10 protein-coding genes are annotated in these 19,767 nt (G+C 39.2%); 3 read left to right on the forward strand and 7 right to left on the reverse strand.

The genetic code is table 11. From position 1 onward, the window contains the following. Nucleotides 1-22 precede the first annotated feature (22 nt). The 4 genes from D0T85_RS09275 to D0T85_RS09290 form a co-directional block, all read right to left on the reverse strand. Nucleotides 23-1,834, reverse strand: a complete 1,812-nt coding sequence (locus D0T85_RS09275; protein WP_163212526.1) for a RagB/SusD family nutrient uptake outer membrane protein — start codon at nt 1,832-1,834, stop codon at nt 23-25. An 11-nt stretch (nt 1,835-1,845) separates the two neighbouring features. After that, complete coding sequence (locus tag D0T85_RS09280) at nt 1,846-5,109, reverse strand: TonB-dependent receptor (protein ID WP_163212528.1); 3,264 nt, start codon at nt 5,107-5,109, stop codon at nt 1,846-1,848. Nucleotides 5,110-5,394: 285 nt separating this feature from the next. Continuing rightward, nucleotides 5,395-5,760: a type II toxin-antitoxin system HigA family antitoxin gene (locus D0T85_RS09285; protein WP_163212530.1), complete on the reverse strand. Its 366-nt coding sequence runs from the start codon at nt 5,758-5,760 to the stop codon at nt 5,395-5,397. Nucleotides 5,761-5,762: 2 nt separating this feature from the next. Further along, entirely contained in the window at nt 5,763-6,059 is a 297-nt protein-coding gene (locus D0T85_RS09290; RefSeq protein WP_163212533.1) for a type II toxin-antitoxin system HigB family toxin, read from the reverse strand. 172 nt (nt 6,060-6,231) lie between these two features. Between D0T85_RS09290 and D0T85_RS09295 the strand changes: the two genes are divergently transcribed. Then, on the forward strand, nt 6,232-10,293 hold the full coding sequence (locus D0T85_RS09295) for a hybrid sensor histidine kinase/response regulator transcription factor (RefSeq protein WP_163212535.1): 4,062 nt from the start codon (nt 6,232-6,234) through the stop codon (nt 10,291-10,293). Between the two features lie 18 nt (nt 10,294-10,311). Here D0T85_RS09295 and D0T85_RS09300 read toward each other — a convergent pair whose 3' ends face one another. From D0T85_RS09300 to D0T85_RS09310, 3 genes are all read right to left on the reverse strand, one after another. Next, the gene (locus tag D0T85_RS09300) at nt 10,312-10,638 is read right to left on the reverse strand and encodes a phage integrase SAM-like domain-containing protein (RefSeq protein WP_163212537.1); all 327 of its coding nucleotides are present in this window, start codon (nt 10,636-10,638) and stop codon (nt 10,312-10,314) included. Continuing rightward, the gene (locus D0T85_RS09305) at nt 10,620-10,787 is read right to left on the reverse strand and encodes a hypothetical protein (RefSeq protein WP_163212539.1); all 168 of its coding nucleotides are present in this window, start codon (nt 10,785-10,787) and stop codon (nt 10,620-10,622) included. Before D0T85_RS09305 ends, D0T85_RS09300 begins: the two co-directional genes overlap by 19 nt. Nucleotides 10,788-11,646: 859 nt before the next feature. Next, nucleotides 11,647-15,912 carry a hybrid sensor histidine kinase/response regulator transcription factor gene (locus D0T85_RS09310; RefSeq protein WP_163212651.1) on the reverse strand — a complete coding sequence of 1,422 codons (4,266 nt, stop codon included), beginning with the start codon at nt 15,910-15,912 and terminating at the stop codon, nt 11,647-11,649. 194 nt (nt 15,913-16,106) lie between these two features. On the opposite strand from D0T85_RS09310, the gene D0T85_RS09315 reads away from it, so the two are divergent. Together D0T85_RS09315 and D0T85_RS09320 are read left to right on the forward strand one after the other, a co-directional pair. After that, a complete protein-coding gene (locus D0T85_RS09315) occupies nt 16,107-17,579 on the forward strand; it encodes an arabinan endo-1,5-alpha-L-arabinosidase (RefSeq protein WP_163212541.1) in 1,473 nt (490 codons plus the stop codon). Nucleotides 17,580-17,763: 184 nt separating this feature from the next. Then, a complete protein-coding gene (locus tag D0T85_RS09320; RefSeq protein WP_163212543.1) occupies nt 17,764-19,746 on the forward strand; it encodes an alpha-L-arabinofuranosidase C-terminal domain-containing protein in 1,983 nt (660 codons plus the stop codon). Nucleotides 19,747-19,767 lie beyond the last annotated feature (21 nt).

The raw sequence follows: 19,767 nt of genomic DNA on the forward strand, positions 1-19,767 counted from the left end.
TTATTTAATTTATATTGATTTGTCAATCCCATCCTGGATTTTGCACCATATTCGGATTCATCTGTATTTCTCTCGCCGGTATCGGCAAAGTCCAGTAGTGTTCACCACCCCATGAATAATTATTTGTTGTAGTACCAAATACCTGACGCATTCCATTCACTTTGCCTTCTTTATCAACATAAAACTTAAGGTCTTTCCAGGTTTTCCAACGTAATTCATCAAAGAAGATAACATCTTCGCCAATTAATTCCCAGTGACGTTCGTCCATAATACGCTGATGCATATCTTCCTTTCCCGTAACCTGCGTATGGTCATTTGTTCCTAACAATTGTGTACCTGCTCTTTTGCGCACTTCGTTGACCTTGCTTATGGCTCCGGGGAGATCGTTTAATTCATTCAAAGCCTCGGCCCAGTTCAACAGAACATCGGCATAACGGATAAAGGGCAAATCCAGTTCGGAATAGATGTTGGGCAATTCCAGTCCTTCACCCACAAACTTACGATTCAGGTAATATAGTTTTAAACTGGTATCGGTTTTTAAATCCCCGAAAGTTTGATATGAACGGAATGGGAAACGCATGATGTATTCTTTAGGAGTACCTTCAACCCCACCAATAAAGCTGGAATAAGGGGTTATTACCGACATGGCCAGTCGTGGGTCACGGTTTGCATAAGCCTTCTTTATTCTATCCTCATTACCTGTTGGATCGTATTTAGACATATCTGCTCCGGCTGCTACAGCATTCTTTCTTTCGGTTTCAGTAATGTTGTTTCTTAGGAAAAGTGCCAAACGGGAATCGTGAGACATGGCATTGTATCCCGGAATATGGTCGTCCCAGTTAAACTTGCTGCCGTCAATGTTTTCATACGTTTCTACCAGTCGCGGATTTATAATGTAGTTATTCCACCCTAAACCGTTACCCGAAGGATCAGGAGGCAGACACCTGTTTCCAAATCCTCTGTTTTTCTTGTGTGTATAATCGGGATGATCTATAGCTTGTAAAGAGAATATCATTTCGTCGCAACGTTCATTTTCCAGTTTAAATAACCGTTTGTACGATTCTGCACCTGCTTCTTCGTAAAGAGCATACCCACAGTCTTTAACTGCCTGAAAATCATCGGCGGCCTTTTTCCATTCTTTCATCCATAAGTACACTTTCCCTCTTAATGCGTAGGCTGCTCCCTTAGTTATATGTCCGTAATTGGAATCATCCGAGGTATATTTTGCCGGCAAATCAGGATTATTGATACACATAGTCAGGTCACTTACTATGTTTTTCCACATTTCATCTTGGGTAGAACGTGGCAGGTTTGCATCTTCAATATTCTTAACCGGATCCACATAGTAAGGAACTCCACCATACAGAATATTTAAACGGTAGTACCACCAGCTACGCAAAAACATACATTCGGAAACATAACGGCTTTTCTTCGATTCTTCTATTCCGTCAACGCCCGGTAGGTTTGCAATAACATCATTGGCTTTCATTATTCCTTTATAATCCCGTTGCCAGGGAAGTAAACTTCCTTTTGGGGAACTGGGAGAATTGGTGCCGAATAAGAAATGAAAGTTGGGTGCCATACCAATACCATAATCCATATTGCCCGACCATATTTCGAACCATCCATTAGCAACATCGGCATATTCTGCATATAATTGATTATACACTCCTGCCACTGTTTGTTCGGCCAGAGTAGGTGTGCTCCATACATTTCCTTCTGCGGGTTGCCCGTTGGGCGATAGGTCCATATCTACACAGCTTGTTACGGACATTCCTGTAATAGCTATTGCGGCTATCAGGATTTTTGCTTTATATCTATTTATATTGTTCATTGTGGTTTACTTTAGAAAGTTATATTTACACCAAACGCATATTGTCTCATTGGAGCATAGCCTACTCCGCTCATCATTTCAGGATCAATACCTTTAAATTTGGTTATAGTCAGTAAATTCTCACCCGATGCATATACACGAACGTTTTGCATAAATGCTTTTTGTGTCCATTTGCGTGGAATGGTGTAGCCAATGGTTAGGTTCTTCAATTTAATATAATCTCCGGTATGCAAAATATGCTGGCCTTGTACGCTTACCTGTCCTCCTTTATCCATTGTTAAACGGGGAAATTTAGATGTAGTATTTGTTCTTGGATCAGTGGGGTTTTTCGGATCGTAGAAGTAATGATCGTAAGCTATATCCTTGCCTATTCCGTAGCCAAACCAGGTCATACTGCTGTTTTCGCCTGCCTGATACCAGTTTATTTTAAATCCGGCAGCACCCGACCAGTTCATAGCGAAATCGAATCCCCTCCATGATGCATTTGCCTGAAATCCATAATAATATTTAGGTGTCTTGGAATATCCCTGAAACTCCTTATCATTCTCGTTACCATAAATACCATCTCCATTAACATCGGCAAAGATGATATCTCCATACCATATTTTACCTTTGCCTATTCCTTGTTTAGGATAAAATTTATATCCGGCGTCAGACATGGCCTGTAACCATTTCATATCATCTTCTGTGCGAATCATACCGTCTTTAGGTCCCCCCTGAGGATTTACCGTACCATCGACATTGAAATAGCTACGGTTGCCCTTGTATATATTCAACACATAGAACTCATTGATCATGTGCCCTTCCAGAACCCGTTGCAGTTCTCCGGTTGATACTTCTCCTAAATTTGTATAGTAACTTTTGCTTCCATCGGCATTCTCGCGCCATTCGCGAATAAGTTCTCCTTTGTATTTGGATACTTCGTTTTTGTTGAATGAGAAATTTCCGGATATTCCATAAACAACATTACCAATGCGATCGTTCCAACCTAAAGTAACTTCTACTCCTTTGTTGGTAACTTCTGCAATATTCTGGCGTGGAGACTCAAATCCGGCTAATGTAGGAGACAGGGTTGGCTTGTATAAAATGCCGTCTGTTACTTTGTTATAAACTTCTACAGTTCCGTTCAAACGATTCTTCAAAGCAGTAAAGTCGATACCCAAGTTGGTTACAGTAGTTGTTTCCCATTTCAGATTGTAATTTGAAAAGCTGCCCATACCGATTCCCGGTACTTCACTATTGCCAAAAGCATAATGAGGAGATGTTACATAAACCGCTTGCCATTCGTAATTACCAATAGAATTATTTCCCAGCTTACCCCATGAGGCACGTAGTTTCAGGTTATCCAACCAGCGTAAACTCTTCATAAATTGTTCTTCGGATATGCGCCATGCGGCAGAAAAAGATGGAAATGTTCCCCAGCGGTTATCCGGTGAGAAGCGGGATGAACCATCATAACGCAGATTGGCTTCGAACAAATAACGGGAATCGTATCCGTAAGTAACACGACCAAATACAGAACGTGAGGAGAATTCGGTAGTATTCCCTTTGATGTAATCGGGTTCGGTAAGTGAGTTAAAATCCGTAAGGCTGGTATCCAGCATTCCTTTTTTACTGATATCTGTTATGCGTGCCCATTTGCGGAATTCTTCATAACCTACCAACGCGCCTACATCGTGCTTACCATTAAATACTTGCCCCCAGGTTAAGGTTGTTGTATTTTTCCAACTTTGATTTCCATCAATGTAATATTTTACAGGATATTCGGCAAGTATCTCCGAAGTTGGAGGGGTGTTTGTTGTTTCCCCACGCTGGAAAGTGTATCGTTCCCGGTAATCGGAATAATGCCACAAATCTTCTCTTCTGTAATGATCATAATAGAAGTTTGATATAAAGTGGAAGTTTTTAAGGAAATCTATTTTGATATAAGGATTCACAAAGAATTTGGTTGTTTTGTAAGATCCTCCGGAGTTATTTAATGCATATACAGGATTATTTACTACAGGGTCTTCTTCCAGCGCTTCGGGCGATCCATATTTGCCATCGTAATACGGATAGCTTCCCGGTGTACTTTTCTGCATTTGCAAACCGTTCATATCGTCCACATTATTTCTTTCCTGGTCAACATGGTATCCCCATGCATTTAATCCGATAGCAAGGAAGTTGGTTACCTGCGATTCGAGATTACTGCGCATGTAATATTTCTGCATTCCCGAGTTTACCACCAGTCCCGGATTATTTACATAAGTGGCATTTATGCTATATTTTGTTTTCTTTTCTGCACCGGTTAATGTAACAGAGTGTTCCTGCATCCATTTGGGATTGTACACTTCATCGTACCAATCGGTATTTGGATAAGCTACATAATTGGGGTATCCGGATTCTGATATTCCGTTTGGATTCTTTTCTGCATTGCGCCATGCATCAATTGTAGTTTGACTGAAAACCTGTGCCTGTTCCGCATTTTCGGATGCTTCATTGATAAACTCCATGTAATCAGCATAGTTTGAAACCATTCGGTTTAAACGGGCAGGTGTATTATAAGAGAATTTTCCTGAATAGGTTACACTGATTTTGCCATCTTGTCCTTTCTTTGTTGTAAGCAAGATAACACCATTAGCACCACGGTTTCCATAAATAGCACAAGATGCTGCATCTTTCAAAATGGAGATAGATGCTATGTCATTGGGGTTAACGTTATTCAGGGACATTTCCATCCCATCAACCAGAATTAATGGTCCGGCTTCATTTAAAGTACCGGTACCCCGGATACGTAAAGTTGAGGATTCCGAATTAGGCTTACTGGATGTTTGCATCACATTTAATCCGGCTACCATCCCCGATAAGGTAGAAGCAAGTGTGGTTACCGGGCGCGATAATGTTTTATCATCGAAATTAACGGTAGCCACAGAGCCTGTGAGATTTACTTTCTTTTGGGAACCGTAACCAACAACTACCACTTCTTCAAGCATTTCGTTATCCGATACTAACTGGATATCCAAAACGGTTTGGTTATCAATAACTATAGTCTGGTTTTTGTATCCAACATAGGATATTTCCAGTGTATTCCCTTTGTCAACATTCAAGGAGAAGTTGCCGTCTACATCGGTAATTACACCAGTAGCCGATTCTTTTACCAGAATACTTACTCCGATAAGGGGTTCGTCCGTATCCTTATCAGTTACACGTCCTGAAATTGGTGAACTTGCCGCATTTGCCAATATACTGACCATACAAGCAAATAAACACATCATGAGTTTTGTTTTTACATGCATAAGATTTTAAATTTGAATTAAATACTATCTGTTACACAAATCCAAAAGTACGGGACTAAGTTTGAAACGTTATCCACAATTGTTCGCAGAGGACGTATTATTGTTCAGGGTTGTTGTATCAGTATCAGCAGGAAAAGTATTTCAAGCACTATTGTTCCGGTTGTGAGTACAAATGTTTAGTTAAACTCGTATTCTGAATCATCTGAATGAGTTTCTTCAATGATGTAACGAAAAAAGCCCTTTCCACTTGAATGAAAAGAGCTTTTTAATAAGAGAGATATTTATTTATACTCCCAAAACGATATCGGCATCAATATTTAGTTTTTTACTAATCTGTCTGGCTATGTTTAGGGTTGGCTCACCTTTTCCAGAGAGATATTCACTCACCCGGGAGGGACTTACACCAATAATCTCTGAAAGTTTTTTCTGACTAATTCTCATTTCATACATACGTAGTTTTATTACATCAGTCAAAGAAGGCTTTTCTATTTTATAATGCTCCTTTTCGTAAGCAACGACTAAATCAGTAAGAATATCAAGCTCAACATACTCCTTAGTTGTTTTAGGAGTATCATCATCTACTATTTCTACAAGCTCATCAATTCTCGACATGATGGCTTTGTACTCCAATTCATTAGTTATTGTTTTCATATTTATACTTTTGAGCAATCTTCTAGTTTATCATAATCAGCGTGAGTACCTATATATCGTGTATAAACAACTTTAGGTACAAACAAGACTAAAGCAATCAACCGGTATGAATTACCTTTAATATTAAATACATATCGTTTGCCACCTACCGAATCAACGCTATTAAACATATCTTTAATGTCCGCAAAGTTACTCCAATCTGCCTTTTCAACTTTGAAATACCAATCATCCAAAGCTACTTTTGAATCAACATGAATATCCGAAAACTCTTCAATACGTTTATAGGCAATAATTCTCATTATCTTATTATTTGAAACAAATATATGCAACAAATTTCATAAAACAAAATATTATTCTACATTTTAGATCGCCGTTTGTTTTTTAATATTTAAGATTATATTTGACTCGCTTTCCTTTTTTTATTTATTTTGTATGCGCATTTATACCACAATCTAATACGAATGAACCTACATGACCACAACAAGAATCCTATACCTTTTACTTTCCCTTCTGTTTTTTGCTCCTGTTACAGCAAAAGTAGACCGCAGTATCCGTTTCTCGCATTTTACTAACAGCAACGGGCTTCCCAGTAATACTGTTTTCTCTATTTGCCAGGATCATAAGGGCTTTATATGGATAGCCACTAAAAGCGGATTGTGTAAATACGATGGCAGGAATGTTACTACATACGAGATTGAGATTGAAAAAGGGATAAAGATCTCGGGCAATCAGGTTAGACAAGTATATGAAGATAATCAGCAAAGGCTTTGGGTACTTAGCCAAAGAGCGATTAACTTATACGACAGGGAAAAAGATACATTTATCTTAGTGGGTCCGGAAGATCTGTCCCGGTTTCGCCAGATGTTGTATCAGGCCAGTAATGATACTATTTACATAGCCGGTACAAGGCTGTTAAAATACAATGAGGAAGAAAAAGAGATTGAACTGTACAAACAGCAGAACGGCGAAATTATAGGATCGACTATCACATCTATTACTGAAGATAAACACGGGCGTTTGTGGTTAGGTAAACTTCTTACCGGTATTATGTGTATTGATACTAAAACCGGAAATATTGAAAATTATAAGAGTAATCCGCTAAATGACGGTTCTTTGATATCCGACAAAATCAAGGTACTTTATACAGATAAAGAAGGTAACGTGTGGATAGGAACCAAAGATAAAGGCATTTGCTATTATAATACGCAAACAAGCAGTTTTATGCGTATTCAGGATTTTCCGGATATTTGTGTACTTGCCTTTGCCGAAGATGTAGATGGTAATTTATGGATTGGATCCGAAGATGGTTTGTATATTTATTATCCGCAAACGGGTAAGTTTACTAACTATAAACAAAATTACAACGAGAAGTTTTCGCTGAACGATAATGCCATTTATTCTATCTTTCGCGACCGTGAAGGAAATATGCTTTTAGGAACTTATTTTGGTGGGGTTAATATTTATTCCAGTTCATACAAGCAGTTTTACTATTATGATTATGGTTATTCCGATAAATTCCTTTCGGGCAAAGCAGTGAGGCAGATTACAGGCAACGGAGATGGCAATCTGTGGATTGCCACCGAGGACGGAGGCTTGAACTATTACGATCATTCTACTGAGAAATTTACATATTTCAAGCCACAAAAGAATGAAAACAGTATTTCGTATCATAATGTACACTCGCTGTTGTTAGATTCTAAAAATAACCTTTGGGTGGGAACTTATCTGGGAGGGCTTAACAAGTATGATTTAAAGAACCGGAAGTTTACCCATTATACCACAGCAAGGTATCCGGAGCTTATTATCGATAATATATTTTCTTTACTGGAAGACAGGGACGGGGAAATATGGATTGGAACAACTGCCGGACTTGCTATTTATAATCCGGCTACAGGATTGTTCAAACGGTTTCATCAGGATATAATTACCAATAAAGCTGTTGATTATCTTTTGGAGGATTCAGATGGAGATATCTGGATAGCTACCCGCACACACGGTGTTTTTCAGTATATTAAATCTACTGAGGAACTTATTAATCATTCTTATCAGTCTTCTCCGGACAGGATTCCGGATAACTACATAAACTATATTTACGAAGATCGTAATAAAAATATATGGATAGCAACACACGAAGATGGTTTGTGCAGATACGATAAAGCGAATAACTCTTTCAGGGTCTTTACTAAAGAGGATGGTTTGCCATCAAACACCATATTTGGTATTATTGAAAGTAATTCAGGTAATTTATGGATCAGCACAAATAATGGTTTGAGCTGTATGAATGCAGAGAACAAAACTATTTCAAACTATTCGGTGAGCGAGGGTTTGCCTAACAAAGAGTTTAATTATAACTCCGTTTATAAGGATAAAAAAGGAATGTTGTATTTTGGAACCATAAACGGGATGATTTCATTTTATCCTGAGCAACTCCATTCCAACCCGGACATTGCACATGTTGAACTTATGGGATTCAGTATTCTGGGTAAACCCATGCATCCGGGCAATGAAGATTCACCGCTTTTATCAAATATACAAGAGGTTAAAAGTATTTCTCTGAATTATCAACAGTCAAAATCTTTTTCGCTGGACTTTACCGTTCCTACCATCAGCCATCCCAACAGTACGTTTTATGCTATCCGGTTCGACTCGGATAAACAATGGAGTTACCTCGGCACACAGAATCATGTTACCTATATTAATCTGCCTTCGGGCGAATACATTCTCCATATCAAGGCGGCTTTCAACAACAAATGGACAGGTGACGAACCTGTGAAGACGATTAAAATTATTATACGTCCTCCTTTCTGGAAATCAACGCTGGCATATCTGATTTATGTTTTATTCGTTGCCATACTTATTTTTCTTTTATATCTCTTCATCAAGAAACGGCAACAGGAAAAGAACCTTATTCTTGCAGAACGGATTGAGAAAGAAAAAATACAGGAAATCAATGCTTTAAAGTTGAATTTCTTCACCAAGATATCTCATGAATTGCGAACTCCGTTAAGCCTTATCCTGTTACCATTACAATCTTTATTAGATAAAAAAGCTTTTAAACCGGAGATTCAACCTAAAATAAAACTGGTTACCGAGAATGCTAGCAGAATGAATAACCTTATTGAGGAGTTAATGCTTTTCACAAAGATAGAAACCAAACAGGAGAAGATACGTGTTAAGAAAGGGCATCTTCTGGAATTTATCAGGAGCATAAGCGACAGGTTCCGGATATTGGCCGAAGATAAGGACCTGAAATATACCATTGATATTAAGAATTCGGAGAAAGAGGTGTGGTTTGCGCCGGTAAAGGTAGAGAAGATTGTATATAATCTTTTATCCAATGCATTCAAATATACCAGTCAGGGCGGCGTGAAGATAAAAGCCCAATATGAAGAAGAAAAGGGATTTACTTACTTAAAAATGATTGTTTCGGACACTGGTATGGGAATATCAGCGGAGGAAAAAGAAAACATATTTGAGAATTATTATCAGGTTAACGATTTTATTAAAAGCCAGAAAACAGGTTTTGGTATTGGCCTTACACTTGTGCGCGAATTGGTTTTACTGCACCGGGGAAGTATTGATGTAAGTAGTGAACTTAATAAGGGAAGTGATTTTATTGTTAGACTCAATATTTCTGTTGAAGCTTTTAATCCGGATGAAATTTCGGATAAGGATGCAGATGGGCAATTTATGGATGATTATAAATTCCTTTCTGTTGAGAAACTTATAAGCGATGAGGTGTACAGTGATGTTGAGAAAGAAATCTCGGATAAGCAATACAAGTTATTAATTGTGGAGGATAACGCCGAATTAGTGAATATTTACGATGAGTTATTCAGGGATACTTATTCGGTAATCAGTGCAATTAACGGTAAGGATGGATATGAGAAAGTTTTGAAACATCAACCGGATATTATTATCAGTGATGTAATGATGCCTGAGATGAATGGATTTGAACTGGTTCATAAAATAAAATCCAGAATCGAAACATCACACATTCCAGTTATTCTTCTGACTGCCAAAACGGGTAGTGCTTCTCAGTTGGAGGGCTTACAGTATGGTGCGGATTTGTATGTGGAAAAACCTTTTCACCCTACAATCCTGATAAAACAGATTTCTAATTTGATTGCAACGAAGGAGAATCTCAGGAAATTGTATGCAGCTAACAAGATTGAGTTAGCAGATATTAAAACTGATGAAAAAGACAAGAAGCTAATTGAAAGTATTGAAAGATTTATTATAAAGAATCTGGATAATGAGGCGCTTTCATTGAATGATATAATGAAAGAGATAGGAATAGGAAGAACCTTGCTGCATCTAAAACTGAAAAGTATTGTAGGATTATCGACTACGGAATTCATTAATAATGTTCGTTTAAAGGAGTCGCTTAAGTTTTTGCAGGAGGGCAAAAATGTGTCGGAAGCGGCTTATGCTTGTGGTTTCTCGTCGCCCAATTATTATTCAAGATGTTTTAAGAAATTCTTTGGGATGCCACCCAATGAGTATATACAAGGAAAAAAGGATAATCAATAAACCAAGTTATGGGCATATTTACGAATAAACATCAGTTTTACGCAGGTGGGCCAAATCGACAAAAGAGATACCTTGAAGATAAAAACTGAGCATAAACATGTCGCGAGCAAACTCAAGATTAGCGTGTTCGCTAAGATCGCCCTCACTGATTAAGGAAATCGTCTCGTGCGAAAGAGCACGCTTAGCAGTGGATACGCTACGGGTGTAAAGGTGATCAAAAAGTTCATCCTGCAACTTTACCAGCTTTGCTTTAACCGCCTTGTTGTAAACCGAACGGATACGCGAAATATAAAATACAATGGTGTTATGGGTAAGCCCCAAAGAAATCAGGTGGTAAAAAGCCACTCACTGGTAAAACAAACACGCAAACGAATGTTATCACCTTGAAAAGATAACATACTACGTAAAGTACACAAATAGGTTTCGGCTGTACGATGGCGTCCCAGACGCCGATGTTCAATAGCCATTCGAGTTACAAATTCTGATAATCTCATTCTTTTTTCGGTTTAATTAATACTATTCCAGAATGGAAGGAGTTATCGCTTCGCTTTAACTCCTCCCATTCTTAAATATAAACGTAGGCAAAAGAAAGAAGTTTGAGCTAAAGAAGAAAGAAAATTACAATAAAATAATGAGGTAAAGGAATTTATTGGACAAAGGAGGAGATTATGCTACTATCAATTGCCGTCTGCTTTAGAGACTGTGTGAAAACGTCCTCCTCCGCCCTTTGGGCACCTCCTCCAAAGGAGGATAGCTGCGCTATACAATGTATCCGCAGGGTATCCCCCTTTGGAGGGGGTAGGGGGAGGACGTTTTCACACAGTCAGCCTAAAGCTGACGGCAATTGATAGATAATATCATAACCTCTTTCATCCCGGTAGCATAAAGCCTTTCTCCCGGTAGCATAAACGGTTTATCCCGGTAGGATGAACGCTTCATCCCGGTAGGAGAAAAGCCTCATCCTACCGGGATAAAAGCACAACTCAATAACAAGTAAAACATCTTTCTATATAGAACAGCAAATCAATGCTATATAAAACAAAGGGTCGATGCTATATAGAACAATGGTGCTCAGCTATATAGACCGAGAATGCACTGCTATATAGCTTGCGCAGAAGTATGGACTATTTCAAGGAAAACTATGGACTATTATGCAGAAGAATCTAGGGTTTTCTATAGAAAAGTCCCTACTAAAGCATGGTGTGCTGGCAAATTGTAAATATAATTGCCAGCACACTTTGCCAGCACGCTTTAACACATTGTTAATCAAACACATAAATAGCCGCGTGCTGGTGTGACGGCAAATTTTCACTTTTTAAACTCTGGGAGGGGGAAATTTTGTTTCAAATCAAATCATTCACTATCTTCCATCATAACACTTGGTGGCACCATGAATCTTTTTGTAAAACACCTTGTAAAATACTTGGGATCATTAAACCCTACCTCATAAGCTATTTCGGAAATATTCATGCTTTTAGTTACTTTGTTCTTTTCAATTAGTTCGTGGGCCAGGTTTAACCGGTAGTTCCGGATAAACTGTCCGATAGACTGTCCGGTAAGGGTTTGTAACTTCTTGTTAAGCAAGCTTTTACTTACTCCCATTGCTTCAATTAAATCGCTGGTTTCGTAATATGAGTTTTTATAGTTTTCGCTCATTATCTTTAATGCCTTATCCAAAAACTTCTTGTCGCCGGATTCTGTTTCCATTTCTAACACAGATACATCCATCTTATTCATAAAGCGGTTCTGGTACCGCTTGCGGTTATCTATAATATTCGCAATGCGGGTTAACAACAACTCTTCATTAAATGGTTTCATCAGATAAGCATCCACACCAATTTTATAACTTTCAATACGTGCTTCGTGTGCGGTCTTGGCTGTAAGCATCAAGAATGGGATGTGCGATATCGCAAAGTTCTCTTTTACCCTACGAGATAGTTCAATACCATCCATTACCGGCATCATGAGATCGCTCACTATAAAATCAACATTGTTGCGGTTAAGTATATCCAATGCATTTTCTCCGTTTTCGGCTTCCAATATATTATAATATTCAATCAATATAGAACGAATAAAGCTACGCATATCCGCATTATCTTCTACAACCAGAATTGTTAAACGCCCCGGTACAAAGTGAGACGGCAGTTGGGGCTTCTCCTCGTCTACAACAAGTGGAGTTTCTGTTAATTGATTCAATGTATTCGCTTCACCCTCTCTCTCTATGGGTAATAAGATACGGAAATTGCTACCTGCTTTCATATTATTAGCAGCAGTAATAACACCACCATGCAACTGCACAATATGCTTACATAAATAAAGTCCGATACCTGTTCCGCTTTGTCCATACACCGGGTACTTGGCATGGTTCTGAGCCTGATAAAAGCGATCGAATATCTGTAACACATCATCTTCGGGGATACCTGTGCCGGTATCTCTTACACAAACATACAGTTTCTCGGTATTCTCTTTCGGATCAACAAAAGAGGTTATGTATAAAGATACCGTACCACCATCTGGAGTAAATTTAATGCCATTCGATAATAAATTGGTTATAACCTTGTGCATGGCATCCTGGTCGAAAAGAAACTCGGGCGAATTCAACCGAATGTATTTACGAAGATGTATGTTTCTATTTGCTGCAAATAGTTCAAACGGGGCAATAATGGAGGATATAAAATCGGTAAAGTTACCCATTGTTTTCACGATCTCCATCTTCCCCGACTCTACCTTCCGGAAATCCATTAACTGATTCACCAACGAAAGAAGATATTTGGAGTTACGCTCCACAAAGTTAAGCTGTTCAATTACCTGTGGGTTATAGCTTAATTTTAATGCCCGTTCAATAGGTCCTATTATTAAGGTAATAGGGGTACGGAATTCGTGGGTGATATTGGTAAAGAACGATATTTTATCCATGGTAAGTTCCTGTACCTTTTGAGACATGGCTATGATTTCTGCTTGCTGTTGGGTAATCTGCTCATTTTGCTGCACTAGCACTTCGTTCTGACGCGAAAGTTCTTCTGTTTGTTCTTCCAACAAGAGTTTCTGCTCGTTCAGTTCGTGGGTTCTTTCTTCTACTTTACGGTGCAAACGTTCTTTTTGCTTTTCAAGGGTGAAAATACGCTGCAAGTAGATATAAGCAATCAGGCAAATTGCAATTATAGCCATCAGGGATATAAACCAACTTGTTTTATAGAAAAAAGGACGCACTACAACTTGCAATGTTGTTACCGGACTGTTTTCTGTTACCACCCCATCGGGTAGGTATTTTACCTGAAACGTATATTTGCCAGCCGGAAGATTAGTATAGCTGGCAAAACGGCGGCTTACAGGTACATTTACCCATTCGTCGTCAAAGCCATCTAAACGGTAACTGTACACGGCTGTTGAGGGCGATTCATAATTCAATGCCGAGAATTCAAGCGAGAAAGATTTGTCGCTTTCGTGCAGTTTCAATGCACGAGCAATAGCGATATCCTTATCAATGTATTTTCCATCCGGAAGAATTTCCTGATTCATAACGCTTAAGCGGGTCAGTGTAACCCGGTTAGGCAAAACACGTGGAGTTATACGATTGGGATCAATCCCGGTTAACCCTTCTAATGTTCCAAAATAAAGAAGTCCGTTTTGAGAGCTACAACAGGCATTCCAATAAAAATGATTGCCTGGTAATCCGTCGTTCTGTGTATAATTAGTAAACTTAGCTGTTTCCGGATCAAAGCACGATAATCCGTTATTGGTACTAATCCACAACTGTTTCCACTTATCTTCGAGTATTCCACGAACATTATTATTTATCAAACCATGATCGGTGGTATAACTAATAAATTTACCCACTGTACCATCTTCGTTAGGAATATGTTTGTACAACCCTCCACCATTACTACCAATCCACAATGTGCCGTCCGAATCAAGATGAAAGCTGGTAATCTTCTCTCCTAACCGTGAAGTAGGATCGTCGAGTTTATATTTTAAATGAGTATACGTAAATTTATTATTCTGACGCGATTGTAAGTAGAACACATAAACCCCATCGGTACACCCCATCCATAATTGTCCATACCGGTCGACCACTGCTCCTAAAGAGCTGTTTATAGTGTTTGCCAGATCTTCATTTTCGAATGGCGAATACACAGTGTCTGTTTCATAGTCGTAATAATAAAATCCGCGGCTGGTACCAAACCACATTACTTTATTTATTGTATCGTAACACAAAGAACCCACAAAATTAATGGGCATTCCATTGTTAATCCAACTCGACAGATGTTTCTTTGCTCCTCTTTCCGGATGATCTATATCGTATATAGTAATGCCGTGTCCCCAGGTTCCAACCCATAATTGATTATGCTCATCGGCCACAAGGGCACTTACCGAATTATGACTAAGTTTTGCCGATGCCTCGGTAAAATGAGCAAATCGTTCACTGTTTTTTATTCTTTTATTTAATCCTCCCTCTACAGTTCCTACCCAAAGATCGCCTTTGGTATCTTCATAAATAGCATTCACCGGGTTAGGACTTATACTGTATTGATCTTCTTTGTTATGAAAATAATTCCTTACCGATAACTGTCTCGGAACAAATTTATTCAACCCTCCGGTTTCGGTACCTACCCAAATAATATCACCATCTACCAATACACAGTTCACAAAGTTAGAATTGAGCGACTGTTGATGGCTTCGGGTATCCTGCATAATCTGTTCAAAATCGTCGGTTACCGGGTTATATACGTTAAGTCCACGCAATGTACTTACAATGAGTTGTTTTCCGGCAGTAATTGCCAAATCACTGATATGGTTCTGGGTTAATGACCGTGGATTATTTCCATCGTACCAATACCGTTTAACAATATTCTCACTTTTGTTGTAACGGATAAGTCCGGTTTCGGCTCCTATCCAAAGTTCGTTTTCTTTCAGGCACAAAGCCAAAATCTGAATATCGGGTTCAAATGCAAGAACAGGATCAACAAGAACGGCCTCAAGTTTTCCATCGCCTACCGAATGTAATTTAAATATTTGATTCCCGGTGCCTGCCCATATCTGGCCGTCTTCGTCAACATCAAGCATGGCTACTTCCTGAATAGACGAAGAGATAGAAGAAAGAGTCTGTACTTCGGATATAACACCATTCTCGGTAAACAAAATCTTATAGAATGTATTTCTGCCATAAAGCCAGATATTGCCTTTACTGTCTTTCATTATATTAAACACAGGATGATGCAGGGTAGATGTAAAAGAACCGTGAACAAATTGTGGAATAACAATTTGCCTGCTCGGCAGATCCAGTATGTCGATACCTCCGTCGGATGCAATCCAAAGCCGTCCGAAATCGTCTTCACAACAGGCTTTTATAAAGTTACTTTTTAGCTTGGCTCCCTGGGTGTTTATATTATAGTTCACAAACTCGTAACCATCGTATCGTGATAGTCCGCCTCCTGCAGTAGAAATCCAAAGAAATCCATGGCTATCTTTATAAATATCATCAACAAAGTTATGGAGTAACCCATTCTCCATAGTTACATAACTCAAATTATATCTTGAACTAAATTGTTCTTGCGCCTTTCCACTTATAGAAAGAAACAAAAAGCATAGAAGAGTGAGCAGACAGAAATATGGTTTCATAGTAATTTTGTTCATACCAACAAAGTTATATGATTATCTGCCATTTAGCAAATCATAAAATGGTACTTTTTTTGCCATGTGAGCATTTGTCCACCTTAAATGCTCATTAGTCCACCCCGCTCGTTTGGTTCAGACCTATTTTTGCAAAAACAATTAATAGAACACAGTGTGTATCTGTGTTCAAATAGAATATCATGAAGAAAATACTATTAATCATTATTGGGTTTGGTTTGATATCTTGTGCCAAACAAGCACCCTACTCTCCTACTCCATCGCCTAATCCGTGGGAAGATAATTATCGTTCTATTTCGCAAATGGAGAATTACCGTCAATGGGGTACCTACAATGTACACGATCCGGCATGTAAGAAGTTCGGCGATTACTATTACATGTACTCTACCGATGCCATTTTTGCCGAAAACAAAAAAGAAGCTAAAGAAAAAGGCGTTCCGTTGGGATATATACAGGTACGTCGGTCAAAAGACCTGGTTAACTGGGAATTCCAGGGATGGGCTTTTAACGAAATACCCCAAGAAGCAGTAGAATGGGTAAGAAACAATGCCGACGGAAAAGGGGCAACCAATATATGGGCACCATACATTATACAGCATAATGACACATACAGGCTATATTACTGTGTATCAGCATTCGGACAGAAAACATCTTATATCGGTTTAGCCGAATCAACCTCGCCCGAAGGTCCGTGGGAGTTAAAAGGATGTGTGGTAAAAACAAACAAAGAAAGTGTGATGAACGCCATCGACCCCAGCATTATTGTGGACGAAAACGGTAAATGGTGGATGCATTACGGTTCTTATTTCGGAGGATTATTCTGTGTAGAACTTAATCCGGAAACAGGACTTGCCAAAACACAAGATGACCAAGGCCATTTGGTTGCCCGTCGGGCTAATTATAGAAAAGATAATCTTGAGGCTCCCGAAATTGTATATAATCCGGAGTTAAAGGAATATTTTCTCTTCGTTTCTTACGATCCGCTAATGACTACCTACAATGTACGTGTGGGTAGAGGTAAACAGGCAGAAGGACCTTTCTTTGATTTCAACGAACAGAATTTAAAAGATACAACCAACAACTTCCCTATTCTTACGGCTCCTTACCAATTCGACAACCATCCCGGATGGGCAGGAACTGCTCACTGCGGAGTTTTAGAAGATAACGGAAGATACTTTATGTTTCATCAGGCACGCCTATCTCCACAAAATATGTTGATGGTGTTGCATACACGCGAAGTGTTCTTCAACTCACAAGGCTGGCCTGTTGCTTCGCCCGAAAGATATGCAGCAACCCCACAACGTAAATTCGATAGTCGGGATATGGCAGGCGAATGGGAAGTTATCCGTTTAATAGAGCCGTTACATGAACGTCAACTGGAAGCAGGACAAATTCTCTGGGGCGAGGGCGAGCTGGTGGATGAAGAGTGGAACCGCTCCTTCCACATTGTTCTAACAGAGAAAGGAGAAATTACTGACAGAGGAACCTGGAAATTCTTGAACGACAAACAGATTATGCAAATTACATTAGATGATGAACCGATTGACGAACTTATTGTATTTGCCGGACAAGACTGGGAAAACGAAATGCAAACCATTCTTTTTACCGGATTGGATAAAAATGGAAGATCGGTATGGGGAAAAAGGATAAAATGATTGATTTGAACCCCTATTATGAGACATAATTGACCCGGGATTCATTAGGTAAGACTTATTTTTGCTACAATATATTAAAACGCAGATTAACGCGGATTAACGCAGATTAATCTTTTAATATAAAAATCTGCGTTAATCCGCGTTAATCTGCGTTTCAATATAAACTATTAATAATTCAATAATCATGAGAATGCACAAAGCTCTTTTTACGGCACTGGCTCTTTCTGTTGGAATAACGGTCAGTGCTCAAACAAACGAAATGGTTATCCAAACCAAAAAACTGGGTGCTCCTATACAATCTACCATGTACGGATTGTTTTTTGAAGACATTAACTATGGAGCCGATGGCGGTTTATATGCCGAACTGGTAAAAAACCGTTCTTTTGAGTTTCCACAAAACCTGATGGGTTGGAAAACATTTGGTAATGTTAGCTTGCAGGAAGATGGCCCATTTGAACGCAATCCGCATTATGTTCGTTTAGCCAATCCGGAACACGCACACAAAAGAACCGGACTGGAAAACGAGGGTTTCTTTGGTGTTGGAGTAAAACAAGGTGAAGAATATCGCTTTTCCGTTTGGGCGCGTTTGCCCGAAGGTGGAAAAGAATCTAAAATAAGAGTAGAACTGGTTAAAACAAACAGCATGGGCGAGCAGCATGGATTTGCTACACAAGATGTTGTTATCAACTCAACCGAGTGGAAAAAGTACCAGGTTATTTTAAAACCCAATATAACAGAACCCAAATCTGTTCTGCGTATATTTCTGGCTTCGAACACAACAGTTGACCTTGAGCATGTTTCATTGTTTCCTGTTGATACCTGGAAAGGACACGAAAACGGTTTGCGTAAAGATTTAGCACAGGCATTGGCCGATATTAAACCAGGAGTTTTCCGTTTCCCCGGAGGTTGCATTGTTGAAGGTACCGATCTGGAAACCCGTTACGACTGGAAAAAGAGTGTTGGTCCTGTTGAGAACCGTCCGATAAACGAAAACCGTTGGCACTATACATTCCCGCATCGATTCTATCCCGACTATTATCAAAGTTATGGTATGGGATTTTATGAATTCTTTTTGTTATCAAAGGAAATTGGAGCTGAACCGCTACCTGTGTTAAGTTGTGGTTTAGCTTGCCAATTCCAGAACAATAATATGGATGCACATGTACCCACATGCGAATTAGATAGCTACATACAAGATGCTCTCGACTTGATTGAGTTTGCTAACGGCGATGTATCTACTAAATGGGGAAAACTTCGTGCCGATATGGGACATCCCGAATCATTCAACCTGAAATTTATAGGTATTGGTAACGAGCAATGGGGACCCGAATATCCCGAACATCTTGAACCGTTTATTAAAGCAATCCGCAAAGCTTATCCTGATATTAAGATTATAGGTAGCTCTGGTCCCGACTCGGAAGGTAAGCAGTTTGATTACCTGTGGCCGGAGATGAAACGCCTGAAAGCTGATCTTGTTGACGAACACTTCTATCGTCCGGAGAAATGGTTCCTTGAGCAAGGCGCACGTTACGACAACTATGACCGCAAAGGACCGAAGGTATTTGCCGGAGAGTATGCTTGCCATGGTAAAGGAAAGAAATGGAACCACTTCAATGCCGCTTTATTGGAAGCTGCTTTCATGACAGGTTTGGAACGCAATGCCGACATTGTTCACATGGCTACTTATGCACCGTTGTTTGCTCATGTCGAAGGCTGGCAATGGCGTCCGGATATGATATGGTTCGATAACCTGAACTGTGTTCGCACTGTTAGCTATTATGTACAACAGTTGTTCGCACTGAACAAAGGTAGTCATACCCTGAATTTAACAATGAACAATAAGAATGTTACAGGAGCCGAGGGTCAGAACGGATTGTTTGCAAGCGCAGTATGGGAAGAAGCCGATCAAACTTACATTGTAAAGGTGGCTAACACTTCTAATAATTCGCAGCCCATAACATTGAACTTCAGCGGATTGAAGAAAAACAATAAACTATCGAATGGTGTATGTATTAAATTACGCTCACAGGATTTGGATAAGGATAACACAATAGAAAATCCTGATGCTATTGTTCCACAAGAAAGCAACGTGTCTATAGACGGACATATCTTTAATGCTGAATTGGAACCACATACATTTACTGTTTACAAATTTGAAAAGAGGTAAAGAAAGTCTCACTCTACCTCC

The sequence above is a fragment of the Bacteroides sp. 519 genome, from assembly GCF_010500955.1.
Taxonomy (GTDB): Bacteria; Bacteroidota; Bacteroidia; order Bacteroidales; family Bacteroidaceae; genus Bacteroides.